The organism is Natronomonas salinimetallica (assembly GCF_013839515.1).
Lineage (GTDB): Archaea > Halobacteriota > Halobacteria > Halobacteriales > Haloarculaceae > Natronomonas.
The window spans coordinates 17628-31031 of the sequence record NZ_JACDNQ010000007.1 but is presented as its reverse complement, the minus strand read 5'-3'; the positions used below and the strand labels follow the sequence as shown (position 1 = coordinate 31031).

Below are 13404 nucleotides of genomic sequence, written 5' to 3'. Positions count from 1 at the left end.
CGTGGCGTCTCGGGCGGTCGGCAAAGGCCTGCCGACTCGGTGGTCCCCCTCGTTGGCCGGGGTGGAGGTCTCATACCCGTCGTCCCGAGCAAGCGCTCTGTATCCACCCCGAGCAAGCGCTCTGTATCCACCCCGAGCAAGCGCTTTGTACCCGCCGCCCCGGGTATCGGTATGGATCCGGATCTATCGGAGCTCGACGATTACCTCGCGGAGACGGGCGTCGACGGCTATCTGATCGAGGCCGACGGTGAGACTGCCGACCAGCGGTATCTCTCGGGGTTTCGCGCTCCCGATCCGTTCGTCACCCTGTATACGGGCGAGACGACGCTTCTCGTCTCGGCGTTGGAGTACGGGCGGGCGACACGCACCGCCCGAGCCGAACACGTCGAGCGTCACTCGACGTACGACCACCGGGCGAACGTCTCGGAGTACGGCTCCCCGGAGGGTGACTACCGGACGCTCGCCGCGTTTCTCGACGCTCACGACGCCGAGTCGGTCGCGGTCCCGAGTGACTTCCCGGTCGGGACCGCCGACGGCCTCAGAGACCGCGGCGTGAGCGTCGAAGCCGACGGGGACGGTGTCGTCGGCTCTATCCGGGCGACGAAGCTCGACGAGGAGATCGAGCACGTCCGGGCGACACAGCGGGCCAACGAATCGGCGATGGCGCGGGCGGAGGAGCTGTTCGAATCGGCGACTGTCGTCGACGGCACACTCCACGTCGACGGCGAACCGTTGACCGCCGAACGCGTCAAACGCGAGATCGAGATCGAGCTGCTGGGACACGACTGTGCGCTCGACGAGACGATCGTCGCCTGCGGTGCCGACGCCGCCGATCCACACGATCGCGGGTCGGGACCGCTCTCGGCCGGCGAGGCGATCATCGTCGACATCTTCCCACGGTCGAAAGAAACGGGCTACTACGCCGACATGACGCGGACGTTCTGCGTCGGCGAACCGCCCGAAACGATCGGGCGGTGGTACGACCTCACCCGCGAGGCCCAGCAGGCAGCCCTCGACGCCATCCGGGCGGGCGTCTCCGGCAGTGCCGTCCACGACGCGGTCTGTGACGTCTACGAGGGATCGGGCCTCCCGACGCTTCGGGCCGACGAGACGGCCGAAACGGGCTTTATCCATACCACGGGCCACGGTGTGGGCCTCGACATCCACGAGCAGCCGCGCCTCTCGGAGGCGGACGTCGAACTCGAAGCCGGCAACGTCGTGACGGTCGAGCCCGGACTATACGACCCCGAGGTCGGCGGCGTCCGGATCGAAGACCTCGTCGTCGTCACCGAGGACGGCCACGAGAACCTCACGGAGTACCCGAAGGAACTGGTCGTCGGGTCGGACAGCTGATCGGCGCTCGGCCCCGACCGCGTTCATACTGCCGGCTGTCCGTCGCGACCGCACGTCGCACTCCGGTGGTGCAACTCGCGTGCCCTGGGGACAACCGGCAGTCTCCCGTTCGTCCCGCGTACCCCACGTTTATTTTTCTCGGGGCCGTACCGACGGCTGCCAGTGGGGGCTCCCGGTATCGGCGGCGGCTGCCGAGGGGGACTCCCGGTATCGGCGGCTGTGATGACGCGTCTACCCCCGCTCCGAGCCCCGTGTGACGACGCCCACTTCTGAGCCGCCTTTCGGACACGCACCGAGACGAACCCCTTTTGAACGACCGTGAGTAACCAGCGTGCATGCAACTGCTCGTCGTCGGGGCGGGGGAGATGGGCCGGTGGTTCGCCCGCCAAGGCGGTGCCGACACGGTCGCGTTCGCCGACCGTGATCCGGCGACTGCGCACGAGGCGGCGACGGCGGCCGACGACGCCCGCGTCGTCGAACTCGACACCGACGAGACGTTCGACGTCGTCTGTCTCGCAGTGCCGATGTCCGCGGTTCCGGACGCGATCGCCGAACACGCCGGACGGGCAACCGAGGCGGTCGTCGACGTCTCGGGGGAGATGCGCGACTCCGTGGCGGCGCTTCGAACCCACGCCGAAGGGTGCGAACGGGCCAGCTTTCACCCGCTGTTTTCGGCAGCCAACGCCCCCGGCAACGTCCCCGTCGTCGTCGATCGCGGAGGGGCGACGGTGGATCGGATCCGCGCGGCGCTGGATGCGGCCGGCAACGAGGTCTTCGAGACGTCGCCGTCGACACACGACCGCGCGATGGAGACCGTCCAGGCGAAGGCACACACCGCCGTGTTGGCGTACGCGCTCACCGCCGAGGAGATCGATCCGCGGTTTCATACCTCGCTTTCGGAGCCGCTCTCGGAGCTGGTCGACGGGACGCTCGGCAACACCCCCGAGGTGTACGCCGAGATCCAGGACCGATTCGAGGGTGCGTCCTCCGTGGCCGACGCCGCGAGGCGGATCGCCGAGGCCGATCGGGACGCGTTCGTAGAGCTCTATGCGAGCGTAGACGACACCGGCCGCAGCCGACAGCGCGGCCGCGACCCGACGGCCGACGAAGGGGCGCACGAATGACCGATACGACGGGCATTCTCGACGCCGCGAAGTACCTCCGGTCGGTTCGGCCGATCGATCCCGAGGAGATATACGAATACGTCGAGGGCCAGCCACACCCGGCGGTCGTCCGGCAGACCCTGCGCGAACACGCCTTCGAACTCGGCCTCACGGAGCGCGACGACGGGAGCTTCGTTCCGGCCGGCGAAGGCCCGATCCAACCGACGTTCCGCGGCGTCGAGCGGTTCCCGGAGGCGTACGCGCGACGCTTCGAGGACCTGCTCGTCGAGCGATACGGTCCCGGCTGGCCCGAGGGCGAGTCGGGCGATCGGCTCCGCGAACGCATCGACGATCTGAAGGTCGCGTACTTCGCCGACGAGTCGGTCACCTACGACGAGGAGACCGCACTCGCGTACGCGTTGTATCACCTGCCGGACTACTACGCGGCGATCCAGTACGTTCTCGACGAACTCGGGCGGGCGGGACTTCTCTCTCGGACGCTCCGCGTGCTGGACGTCGGCGCGGGAGCGGGTGGCCCGGCGCTCGGCGTTCACGAGTACCTCCCCGATGACAGCCTCGTCGAGTACGACGCCGTCGAGCCGAGCGCCGCGGCCGACGTCTTCGAGGCAATGCTCGGTCCCACCCGGCCCGGATTCGCAACGACCGTCCACCGCGAGACCGCCGAGGCGTTCGACCCCGAGGGCGAGTACGATCTCGTCGTCTTCGGGAACGTCCTCTCGGAGTTGGACTCGCCGGTGGCGGTCGTCGAACGGTACCTCGACTCGCTGTCGGCCGAGGGAACCGTCCTCGCGCTCTCGCCCGCCGAGGAGCGGACGGCGACCCGCCTCCGTTCTACGGAACGGACACTCCTCGATCGGAACGACGACCTCACCGTCTACGCGCCGACGGTCCGGCTGTGGCCCGACGGATCGCCGGAGGATCGCGGATGGACGTTCACCCGAAAGCCCGACGTCGAGGTGGCGCCGTTCCAGCGACGGCTCGAGGCGAACGCCACCGAGCACCCGGCGGAAGCCGCCTCGGACGGTGACGGCCGATACACCAAATCGGCCGTCCAGTTCGCCTACCTGCTGTTGCGCACCGATGGCAGGCGGGCGATCGAGTACGACCCCGATCCCGACCGGCTGGCGAAGATGGCCCAGACGGAACGCCACGTAACCGAACGGATCGATATCGCGGCGCTGAAGCTGTCGCCGAACCTCGCCGAGGACGGCCATCCGCTGTTCAAGATCAGCGACGGCTCGGAGGCCGTCGACCACTACGCCGTGGTGACCGACCGGTCGGCCCTGAACGAGGCCCTCGAGAGCGCGCCCTACGGGTCGTTGCTCCGCTTCGAGAACGTCCTCGTCCTCTGGAACGACGACGAGGAGGCCTACAACCTCGTCGTCGACGGCGAGACGGTCGTCGACCGGCTGGCCTAACAGGCTCCGTCCACGTTCGAGTCGCCGCCTTTTCGCTCCCGCCACCGACCGGAGTGCGCCGCTTCCGGACAGCCTTTATTCGCCCCGACCGAACGGGGCGTGTGGCGTACATCACGCGAGCGCTTTTGACCGCCCTGCTCGAGCTCGCGACGGACCGCGACCCCTCCTCCGTCACCGTCTCGCTCGCGGTGACGCCCGCGGACGAACTCGACGCGTCGCTTCCCCCGGACCGGCCCGTGTTCACCGACATGTACCTGCCCGATACCGGTGGCTCGGTCCGGGCGGTGTTCGGGATGGACCTCTCGACGCCGGGTGCGGCCGGTCGGTTCATCACGCATCCGGACGGGGTACTTGCGCTGACGAAACGCGACGACCTCCACGAAGTCGTCTTCGTCGCGGTACCGCCCTACGAACTGGACGACGTCGCGGCGTTCGATCGGTCCGGGGCGGGGCGTTCCATCGAGATCCTGGACATCGAACCGCCCGACGGCGAGATCGACGTTCCGGAGTAGCCGTCGGTCAGTCCAGATAGCCGAGATCGTGGAGCTGGTCGGTTATCTCGTCGAACTCGGCTTCCGAAAGCGAGCCCTGTTTTTGGTGTTGGATGACGATACTCCGGAGCAGAAACCGGACCAGATCGCTGGTCGAGGAGAAACTCGTCCCCTCGATCGTCTCCTCGACGCGCTCGGAGAGGTCTTTCGGGATCGAGACCGTCGTGTATTCGGTCATATCCGTGCCCTCGGTCCCGATCCGAATATGTCTGTCTACCGCCTTCCGATTCAGGGGCCTTTAGGGGCCCCGTAGCGTCTATGGGACCACAATGGGAGTCCGGCCACCACAACAAAGCGACAACGACGGCCCGGAGATCGTCGCGTTCGGGATCGCGGCCCTCGATGAACACCTCGAGCGGGCCGACGTCGTCTTTCCGACGACGACCGAGGAGGTCCTCGAGACCGTCGGTGATCCGAGCGTCCCCTACGATGCGACGGGCAACGAGATCCGGCTCTCGGAGGCCCTCGGGGATCTTCGACAGTCGCGATTCGAGACCAGACAGGAGTTCATGAACGCCCTCCACCCGATCTTCGAGGAGCGACGCGAGCACGCCAACGACAGCCTGGTGGGGCGGATTCGGTCACTTCTGCCGTTCTAGTCCTCGATTTCGGAGAGCCGGTCGGCGAGTTCCTCGAGCCGGCGGGTCTGCTCGCGGTTGACGGCCACGAGCACGTCGGTCAAAAACCCGAACATCAGCAACTGCACCGACAGCAGGATCAAAAACGCCGCGAGCAACGCGAGCACCTCGTGGGACACCCCCGCGAACGCGTACCGGTAGGCGACGAATCCCGCGACGGCGAGCCCCGACAGCGTCCCGAGCGCCGCGACGCTCCCAAAATAGAAAATCGGGTTGTTCGTCTTCGCCAGCGTGTACAGCGTCAGGACGATCCGGCCGCCGTCGGCCAGCGGTCGGAGGTTCGTCTCCGACCCGCCGGGCCGGGCGAGATACCGGACCGGGGCCACCGCCGTCGGGACGCCGTGTCGGACGCATTCGGCCGCCAGTTCGGTCTCGATGCCGAAGCCGTCGGCGGTGAGGTGGAGCCGCTCGAAGGAGGCCCGCGTGAACGCCCGGTATCCAGAGAGGATGTCCTGGAGGTCCCGGCCGTGGATCGTCGCGAACAGCCGGTTGATGATCCGGTTGCCGACCCGGTTGAGCCGCGTCATCGCGCCGGGCTCCATGTCGGCAAACCGATCGCCGATGACGTGGTCGGCCCGGCCGGCAAACAGCGGGGCGAGCATCGCGTCGGCGTCCTCGGGGCGGTAGGTCCCGTCGCCGTCGGCCATCAACACGTACGGGCGGTCGATCGCGTCGACGGCCTCCCGGACCGCCTGGCCCTTGCCGCTCCCCGATTGGGTGCGCACGCGGGCCCCGTGGGCGGCGGCGATCTCCCGGGTCCCGTCCTCGGACCCGCCGTCGATGACCAACACGTCCTCGAAGCCCTCGGCTCGAAACCCATCGACGACGTCGGCGATCGTCTCCGCCTCCTCGAGCGTCGGAATGAGAACACAAACGTCGGTTCGATCGGCCATTACGTGTCCGGGTGGCGGCGCTGGCTCAATTAGCTTGCGGAGAACGCGAGGAGGACCCGGCGGTGGCTTCCATACTGCCGGCGGTGGCTTCCATACTGCCGGCGGATTCCACACTGCCGGCGATACCCACCGGACGCTACTCGGATCTCTGAACCGGCGACCGACCGTTCGAGTCGGGCGTGAGGTTACCGTGTTCGTCGATTTCGCCGGCGATGATCCGGGTCGAGGAGATGACGTCACCGTCCTCGGCGTAGCGGGGGGGGACGACCTCGATATCGAGCGGCGCGAGCCCCTTTTCGACGCGCACTCGGTTTACCGCCTCGGCGCCGTCTCGGGTCTCCGGGGAGACGACGAGCACGTCGAATCCCGGTTCGGTCGCGATGCCGGTCGGTTCGGTCAGCTCTCGGATCTCGAACTCGCGGCCGTACTCCTCGGCGAACGCCCGGAGTTCGGAGCCGAGATCGGCCTTCCGCTCGTCGAAGGGGCGGACGTCCCGGTCGACGCTTCGCGTCTTCGGCGCGAGGTCGTCGTTCGTCAGCCCGACGGTCACGTCACCGAGCTCGAACGCCCGCTCGAAGAGCGCCCGGTGGCCGTCGTGTACCGGATCGAAGGTCCCACCCAGTACGACATCCATACCGGCCGAAATGCGCGGCCGTGGTTTAGGCGCTTCGGTGACGGAACGGACCGTTGGCCGACGTGCTCTCGCTCGTCTTATCACTCCGCTGTGTTCTCTTTTCGCTACGGCGTGTCCTCGGATCCGCCGTCGGCGTCGCCGTCCACGTCGCTTTCGCCGTCTTCGACGGTTATCGTGACCGGCTCGGAACGCTCCTCGCTCCCGACACCGAGGTGACAATCGAGGTTGAATACGGTGTTCAGTTCGTCCTGGACGTCTCCGACGACGTTCCCGACGAGTTCGCTCGGCGCCATCGCCGTATACTCGTATGGATTGTTGCCCGCCCCGTCGGACTCCCGCTTGCGCCGCTCGACTTTGTGCTCCTCGTTCAGTTCCGCGAGCGCCTCCCGAACGGTACTCGGATACAGCCCGGTTCCGCTTGCGACCTCCTCGCTCGTACTGGCGGGGTTCTCCCGGAGGTAGACGTAGATCCGGGCTCTGGTCTCCGTATCGAGCACCCACGAGAGCAGATCCACGATTCCCTCGTCGAATCCCTCCGCCGCCCGTTCGGCTTCCTGTTCTAGGCGCTCGCGTACGCCCTCGTGTTCTCCGTCGACCTCCTCGGGGGAATCATCCGTGGACATGTGTCGTGTTCGATCGGACACAAGGTACTGCTGTACATAAATTCTGCGGCGGCACCGGGGAACCCCGTCGGTCGCGGGCGCTATCGGAACGGGGGACGGCGCTCACCCGGACAGATCCGGTGCGCGTCGGCCCCAGAGCAAAAGCGTCGGCGGCAACACCAGGATCGAGGTGAGATACGAGAAGAACACGCTCACGGCCATCAACAGCCCGAAGTTCCCGAGGATGGGCGTGATCGCCAACGCGAGCGCGCCGGTTCCGATCGAGGTCGTGAGCATGCTTCCGGTCAGCGCCCCGCCGGTCCCGCTGAGCGTCGTCACGAGTGACCCGAAGGTATCGCCGCTCTCGTTGTACTCGTCGACGAACCGGTGGGTGATGTGGACGGAGTACGCCACCCCGACCCCGACCGTAATCGAGAGCAACGTCGCCGTCAGCGCGTTGAGCGGGAGCCCGATCGCTCGCATCGTCGCCAACAACAACGCGATCGTCACGAGGATCGGAAAGAGGTTGACGAGTCCGAGCAGCGGCCGACGCTCCAGGGCACCGTAGACGATGACGAGGAAGATGCTCGTGAGCGCGATCGCGGCCATGAGGCTGTCGGTCGCCGAGGAGAAGATCCGATCAGAGACCGCATTGAAGACGACTACGCCGCCGGTCGCCGTCGCGGTGTAGCGGAACTCCTCGGCGAACGTCCGTGCGTCGGCCGAGACTTCGGCCTGGCTGGCGTCGGCTTCGACGTCGTACTCGATCTTCGCGGCCCGATGATCCGAGGTGAGGAACTCGTTGGCACGGCCGGCGCTGTCGGCCTCGAGTTCGTCGTAGATCCGATCGAGATTCCGGTCGGGGACGCCGTTGTCGTTCCGGTCGTTGCGCTCGACGAGGGCGGCGAACTCCGGGTCGCGCTCGGCGCGCGAGTCGATGACCGTGAGTATGCTCGTGGATTCGGCCCGACGGTCCTCCTCGATGAAGGAGTCCGGCGGATCCCGGTTCGTCCGATGGATCGACTCCAGGGCGCTGTTGTCCTCGAAGGGGCCCACGAGGTATACGGTCGCTTGGTCCTCCTGGCTCGCCTCGAAGCGGTCCTCGATCAGATTGAGGTTCCCCGTTGCGGTGTACTCACTCGGCGCGAGCGGTTCGGGGAGGATATCAATATACACCGGGATCTCCTCGGGCGGCAGGAAGTCGTCGGTGTCGAAGGACCGATCGACGTCCTGACCGTAGGCCGCTGCGCCGCCGCCGATCACGAGCGTGAGGACGACGAACGCGGCCGGGGCGATACGCGAAACCGTCGCGCCGACCGACAGCAGTCGGCCGAACGATGAGTCCTCCGAGGAGATCGGACTCGATCCGAACGCCGGGAGCGAGAGTTCGTTCCGCAGTCGGTCGGCCGTTATCTTCAGCGCCGGCAGGAAGATACCGAAGATGAAGAAGGTGTAGGTGATCCCGATGGCCGCGACCAGCCCGAAGTTGCTTATCGGTCCCAGATCGCTGATCACGTTCGCGCCGAACCCGAAGACCGTGGTGACCGTAACGATGAAGAACGCGACGATGAGCTGCCGGTTCGCCGTCTTCATGGCCTCCCGGGGACCGATACCCTGTACGCGCTCCTCGCGGTACCGGTTGATGATGTGGATGCCGAAGTCGATCCCGACGGCCAACAACAACACCGGAACGGCGATCATGTTCTGGTCGAACGGGATTTCGGCGTAGCCGACGGTTCCGAACGTCCACACGAGCGTCGTGATGAGCGCGATCAGCCCCAACACGAGGTCGATCGGGTCGCGGTAGGCGACCACGAGAAAGCCCAGGATCAACACGAGCACGAGCGGCATGACGATCGTCAACGAATCGCCGATGACGTTCGCGTTTTCGGCGCTTATGATGCCCGAGCCGAACACGCGGATATCGCCGCCGGTGTCCTCGATGACGGGTCGCATCGACGTCTGGATCTCCTCTATCTGTCCGCCGCCCTCGTCCGGGCCCCCGCCGCTGCTGCTCGGTACGTCGTGTGTGACGACGGTGATCGAGGCCGAAGCCGAGGCCGACGCGGCGTTGAAATCGTCGGAGAGAAGCGCTCGGAACTGCGGAGCGTCCGCCAGCTCGCGGACCGCCGCCCGAATTTCGCGTTCGGAGGCCCGCTCTATGGTCCGCAGTCGCTGCTCGGGCGTGTTCGCGGTCGGATCGATCTCGCCCGCGACGAGGACCGCCGGACCGGCCGCCCCCTCGTATCTGAGTGCGGCGCGTTGGTCGGTCCGGTCGAGGGCCGTGAGGCTCCGACGCAGCTCCGTCTTCGAGAGGACGTTGTCGCCGACGTGAATTAGCTGTGTCGTCGCCCGGTCGTCCTCGAAGCGGTCACCGAACTCGTCGTTGACCGCGTCCAGGGCCTCCTGTTCCGGGAGCCCCTCCGTGAACGCGTCCGTCGCCTCCGATTCGGTCGTGATGAGCGGCATCCCGCCGGCGAGAAGTGCGGTCACGAGCGCGAACACGGCGATAACCGCGAGCGGCCGGTCGAGGATGGTCTCGTTTATCCGCTCGACGGCCGTCTCGAACGATTGTCCGAACCCCATCAGCCGTTATCCTCGCCGCCGCCAGAGGGCACCTGCTCCGAGCGCGACGACGACGAGGAGGCCGCCAATGAGCAGCCACGACGGGCCGCCGTCCTCGGATTCGGTGACGTCGATGGCAGCCCGGTACGTCTCCGAGACCTTGCTCGTGCCGTCCTCGTCGTCGTACCGGAAGTCCATCTCGACCGAGTACGTTCGGGGTGCCGCGCCGCTGTCGGCGCTGATCCGGAAGGACGTCGTCGTCGATTCGCCCGGCTCGAGGGACTCGGCGTACGCCTCGTCGTCATCGCCCGCCCCGATCGGACTGTCGGTGAACAGTTTGGCTTCGACGTCGCTGACGGGTTCGTCGAGGTTGTTCGTCACGGTCACGTTGATGAGCCGCTCTGAGCCGGCCGGGATCTCGTTCTCCTCGACGTCGATGAGGAACTGATCGCGACGTTCGGCGACCTCGGCGAAGGCGTTGACGTCCTCGTACCGGTTGAGTTCGTTCTCGTCGCTCCGGTAGGAGACCGACATCGCGACCGACTTGGCGACGGGATCGGCCTCGCGGGTCACCTCGAGCGGCAAGCGAAACGCCGCGGACTCGCCGGGATCGAGCGTACCGACGGCGACGTCACGCTCGATCGGGACGATGTTCGGGTACTCGTCGCTGTACTGGACCGAAACGCTGTCGACCGCGACGGGGCCGGTGTTGGTCACTGTACCCATAAGGTCGCCTTCCTCGCCGACCCGCAGCGTCGACTCGGTGTCCGTGATCTCGAAGGTCTGTTCGGCCATCGGCGTGACGTCCAGCGTCGGCTGGCTGTCCGTACCGGGGATGCCGTCCAGATCCTCGTAGGTGACCGTCGCATCGAACGGGTACGCCCGTTCGCTCGCGCGCGGACCGAACCGGACATCGTACCTGATCGTGGCGGTCTCGCCGGGGGCGAGCGACGAGACGCTGGCGGTCTCACTCGGGCTATCGCCGAAACTGACCCGTTGGCTCGTCGAGGTGAGCTCGACGGTCAGGTCTTCGGCGGGTTCGCCGCCGACGTTCTCGATCTCGGCCGTCGTCGGCCCCGAGTCGTCTACCTGAGCGGTCGTTTCGAGTTCGGTGAGATCGAAGCGGGGCGCATCGTCGATCTCGATGTCGATATCACGGGTGACAGTGTGTGTGCGGTCGCCCTGGGTGCCGGCCCTATCGAAGACACGGGAGGTGTGTCGGTACTCGAGTTCGACCTCGATCTCGTATTCGCCCTCCTCGGCATCCTCGGGGACGTCGATCTCGATCGGGACCTCCCTCGGCGTCTCGGTGCCGACGCTGCCGATCGATTTTTCGCCCGTCTCGACCGAGATCGGCGCGCGCTGTTCGTCGACCTCGACGCGGACGTTTCGCGCCGTGGTCGTCAGGTCCGTCGTATCCGGCGAACTGCCGTCGTTGACCTCGCCGTCGTTGGCGACCTGTAGGTTCATCTCGGCCGTCCGGCCGGGGGTGAACGTGTTGTCGGGGACGAACACGTCCAACTCGACGTCGCCCGAAGAGAACCCGGTCTGTGCGCTCGCCGTCCCCGAACCGAAGGCGACGGCACCCACCCCCGTCGACGTGATCAAAAGCAACGCCAGGATTACGACACCGAACGGTCTGGGTCCCCCACCACCTCCCAGGCGCCGTTTGATAGCCGTATCCGACGTCGTGCGTTCTCGGGACTCCGTGGGGGTGTTTTCCATTGTCTACACTATAAAAGCAAAAATTGATAAACTTTCTGTTCCTGCGTTTTTACACATGCACCAGAGGCGACGATCACGTCGCGACCGCACGCCCAGTATTTCATCCGGTTGTCGCCGTCAAACCGGGCGTAAACCGGATGAATGAAAGGGTTTAGCGACCGCGAACGCGACCGGATCCGCGAGGGGCTGATCGAGGCCGGCCGCGAGCAGTTCTCCGCGTTCGGCCACGACCGGACTCGGATCAGTGACTTGACCGACGAGGTCGGTATCGCAACGAGCACGTTCTACCAGTTCTTCGATTCGAAGGAGTCGCTGTATCTGGAGATCCTCAACCACGAGCAGAGCCGGATGGCCGACGAACTCGAGGGGATCCTGGAGGACGCACCGGACCTGCACGCGGAAGTGTTGGCGGCCTTCGATTATTTCTTCGAGGAGCTGGAGACGAACCCGCTGTACTACCGGCTCATCGTCGAAGACGACATCAGGCCGCTGCACCTCGAAGCGAGCGAGGCAGGCCTCGAGGCGCACTACGACGAACAGCTCCGGATGTTTAAACCGCATGCCGAGCGGTGGACGGACGCCGACGCCTTCCGAATCGACGATCCCGCGGAGCTCGTCGGACTCTTCCGGCTGCTCGCGTTTACCGTCGTCGCGAAGGACACCTTCGAGGACGTCGGCCAGGAGGGCCTCGACGACGCCCACGAAGCGCTGGTCGCGTCGCTCGCGGACGGGCTCTTCGCCGAGTGACGAGACAGGTAGCTACTCCAACACGAGCGACGCACAGAGCGCGTCAAGCCCCTCCTCCTCGCGAAGTCGACGCTGTCGTTCGGCTCCGCTTTCGGCCTCGTATAGGTCCCCGATTCCGGAGATGCCGAGCCGGCTTCGCTCCCGGTCGACCAACTCGCCGAGCGGCACCGTTTCCTCACACTCCACGGAGAGTAACTCGGCGTCGTGGCCGTACCGGAGCGCGCGCCATTTGTTCTCGTCGAGGAACTCCCGTCGGTGGTCGTGGGCCGCCTCGCCGTCTTCATAGCGCGCCCCGAGGTCCTCGACGAGCGCCTCGGTGTATTCGAGGAACGCCATCACCCGATCGGGGGCTGCCTGCGCGTCGGGTGCCCGAACCTCGACGGAGCCGTGTTCGGAGTGGGGCCGAACGTCGAACCACAGTTCGCCCCGGTCGTTTATCGAGTCGGTTTCGACCATCGTTCGCTCGAAGGCCTGAAACGCCTCGAAGTCCTCGAAGGCAGTCGGTACGCCGGTGTTCGGGAGGGCCTCGAAGACCTTCGCCCGGGCGGACTGCAGCCCCGTATCGAAGCCGTTCCAGTACGGCGAGTTCGCCGACAGCGCGAGCATGATCGGCAAGTACCACCGCAGTTCGTTGGCGATCCAGACTGCCTTGTCCGCGTCGTCGACGCCGACGTGGAGGTGTACCCCCGCGGTCGTGTTTCGGTGTTGGGGATACTGTATCCGGTCGAGCTGGGACCGGTAGCGGGGTTTTTCCGCGTGTTCGAGCTCCCGCCACTTCGCCGCCGGATGTAGCCCGGCAGCGGCGATATCGAACCCGTACCGGTTTGCGTGTTCGACGAGCGCGCCTCGGACGTCGTCCAGCGCCTCGCGGGCCGTCCCGAGCGAGCCGACCGTCGGCGTCTGCGTTTCGATCACGAACTTGAACAGCTCGTGGTCGAGTCGGCCCTCGAGGGGTTCGGGCGGCTCGTTTTCGTAGACGAGCTCGTCGATCCCCGAGGTGGGGCGTCCGTCGGCATCGACGATGAAGAACTCCTCTTCAATGCCGAGCGTTCCGGCCCGGTCGAACGCGTCGCGCGAACCCAGATCCATCGTGGTCTCCTTCTGCGTGCGCCGTTAAATACGATGTGACCGCGGCCGAACCCGACGGGAGGTCG

General features: G+C 66.4%; 13 protein-coding genes. 6 read left to right on the top strand and 7 right to left on the bottom strand.

The features are described 5' to 3' along the window. Positions 1-171: 171 nt before the first annotated feature. The 4 genes from HZR14_RS07240 to HZR14_RS07225 all read left to right on the top strand — a co-directional run bounded on the left by HZR14_RS07240 (position 172) and on the right by HZR14_RS07225 (position 4407). On the top strand, positions 172-1353 hold the full coding sequence (locus HZR14_RS07240) for a M24 family metallopeptidase (RefSeq protein WP_181692201.1): 1182 nt from the start codon (positions 172-174) through the stop codon (positions 1351-1353). A 335-nt stretch (positions 1354-1688) separates the two neighbouring features. Then, positions 1689-2477 carry an NAD(P)-binding domain-containing protein gene (locus tag HZR14_RS07235; protein WP_181692200.1) on the top strand — a complete coding sequence of 263 codons (789 nt, stop codon included), beginning with the start codon at positions 1689-1691 and terminating at the stop codon, positions 2475-2477. Continuing rightward, positions 2474-3895 (top strand): class I SAM-dependent methyltransferase, encoded by a 1422-nt coding sequence (locus HZR14_RS07230; RefSeq protein WP_181692199.1) that lies wholly within the window; start codon positions 2474-2476, stop codon positions 3893-3895. The genes HZR14_RS07235 and HZR14_RS07230 overlap by 4 nt, the downstream gene beginning before the upstream one ends. A gap of 101 nt (positions 3896-3996) precedes the next feature. Continuing rightward, complete coding sequence (locus tag HZR14_RS07225; RefSeq protein ID WP_181692198.1) at positions 3997-4407, top strand: JAB/MPN domain protein-containing protein; 411 nt, start codon at positions 3997-3999, stop codon at positions 4405-4407. A 7-nt stretch (positions 4408-4414) separates the two neighbouring features. Here HZR14_RS07225 and HZR14_RS07220 read toward each other — a convergent pair whose 3' ends face one another. Continuing rightward, positions 4415-4624 (bottom strand): ribbon-helix-helix domain-containing protein, encoded by a 210-nt coding sequence (locus HZR14_RS07220; protein ID WP_181692197.1) that lies wholly within the window; start codon positions 4622-4624, stop codon positions 4415-4417. 91 nt (positions 4625-4715) lie between these two features. Between HZR14_RS07220 and HZR14_RS07215 the strand changes: the two genes are divergently transcribed. Then, entirely contained in the window at positions 4716-5045 is a 330-nt protein-coding gene (locus HZR14_RS07215; RefSeq protein ID WP_181692196.1) for a DUF5789 family protein, read from the top strand. Here HZR14_RS07215 and aglJ read toward each other — a convergent pair. From aglJ to HZR14_RS07190, 5 genes are all read right to left on the bottom strand, one after another. Further along, the gene (gene aglJ / locus HZR14_RS07210; RefSeq protein ID WP_181692195.1) at positions 5042-5977 is read right to left on the bottom strand and encodes an S-layer glycoprotein N-glycosyltransferase AglJ; all 936 of its coding nucleotides are present in this window, start codon (positions 5975-5977) and stop codon (positions 5042-5044) included. The genes HZR14_RS07215 and aglJ overlap by 4 nt on opposite strands. A gap of 136 nt (positions 5978-6113) precedes the next feature. After that, on the bottom strand, positions 6114-6611 hold the full coding sequence (locus tag HZR14_RS07205) for a phosphopantetheine adenylyltransferase (protein WP_181692194.1): 498 nt from the start codon (positions 6609-6611) through the stop codon (positions 6114-6116). Positions 6612-6715: 104 nt separating this feature from the next. Next, positions 6716-7234 (bottom strand): winged helix-turn-helix domain-containing protein, encoded by a 519-nt coding sequence (locus HZR14_RS07200; RefSeq protein WP_181692193.1) that lies wholly within the window; start codon positions 7232-7234, stop codon positions 6716-6718. A gap of 102 nt (positions 7235-7336) precedes the next feature. Then, positions 7337-9799 carry an efflux RND transporter permease subunit gene (locus tag HZR14_RS07195; RefSeq protein WP_181692192.1) on the bottom strand — a complete coding sequence of 821 codons (2463 nt, stop codon included), beginning with the start codon at positions 9797-9799 and terminating at the stop codon, positions 7337-7339. Positions 9800-9805: 6 nt separating this feature from the next. Further along, the gene (locus HZR14_RS07190) at positions 9806-11503 is read right to left on the bottom strand and encodes a COG1361 S-layer family protein (RefSeq protein ID WP_181692191.1); all 1698 of its coding nucleotides are present in this window, start codon (positions 11501-11503) and stop codon (positions 9806-9808) included. Positions 11504-11644: 141 nt separating this feature from the next. Between HZR14_RS07190 and HZR14_RS07185 the strand changes: the two genes are divergently transcribed. Continuing rightward, complete coding sequence (locus tag HZR14_RS07185; protein ID WP_181692190.1) at positions 11645-12250, top strand: TetR/AcrR family transcriptional regulator; 606 nt, start codon at positions 11645-11647, stop codon at positions 12248-12250. 12 nt (positions 12251-12262) lie between these two features. Here HZR14_RS07185 and HZR14_RS07180 read toward each other — a convergent pair whose 3' ends face one another. Continuing rightward, entirely contained in the window at positions 12263-13339 is a 1077-nt protein-coding gene (locus HZR14_RS07180) for a glutamate--cysteine ligase (RefSeq protein ID WP_181692189.1), read from the bottom strand. Positions 13340-13404 lie beyond the last annotated feature (65 nt).

Coding starts and splice junctions, on each gene's coding strand:
- HZR14_RS07240 (WP_181692201.1), top strand. CDS start 172: ATGGATCCGGATCTATCGGAGCTCGACGATTACCTCGCGGAGACGGGC.
- HZR14_RS07235 (WP_181692200.1), top strand. CDS start 1,689: ATGCAACTGCTCGTCGTCGGGGCGGGGGAGATGGGCCGGTGGTTCGCC.
- HZR14_RS07230 (WP_181692199.1), top strand. CDS start 2,474: ATGACCGATACGACGGGCATTCTCGACGCCGCGAAGTACCTCCGGTCG.
- HZR14_RS07220 (WP_181692197.1), bottom strand. CDS start 4,624: ATGACCGAATACACGACGGTCTCGATCCCGAAAGACCTCTCCGAGCGC.
- HZR14_RS07215 (WP_181692196.1), top strand. CDS start 4,716: ATGGGAGTCCGGCCACCACAACAAAGCGACAACGACGGCCCGGAGATC.
- aglJ (WP_181692195.1), bottom strand. CDS start 5,977: ATGGCCGATCGAACCGACGTTTGTGTTCTCATTCCGACGCTCGAGGAG.
- HZR14_RS07205 (WP_181692194.1), bottom strand. CDS start 6,611: ATGGATGTCGTACTGGGTGGGACCTTCGATCCGGTACACGACGGCCAC.
- HZR14_RS07200 (WP_181692193.1), bottom strand. CDS start 7,234: ATGTCCACGGATGATTCCCCCGAGGAGGTCGACGGAGAACACGAGGGC.
- HZR14_RS07195 (WP_181692192.1), bottom strand. CDS start 9,799: ATGGGGTTCGGACAATCGTTCGAGACGGCCGTCGAGCGGATAAACGAG.
- HZR14_RS07190 (WP_181692191.1), bottom strand. CDS start 11,503: ATGGAAAACACCCCCACGGAGTCCCGAGAACGCACGACGTCGGATACG.
- HZR14_RS07185 (WP_181692190.1), top strand. CDS start 11,645: ATGAAAGGGTTTAGCGACCGCGAACGCGACCGGATCCGCGAGGGGCTG.
- HZR14_RS07180 (WP_181692189.1), bottom strand. CDS start 13,339: ATGGATCTGGGTTCGCGCGACGCGTTCGACCGGGCCGGAACGCTCGGC.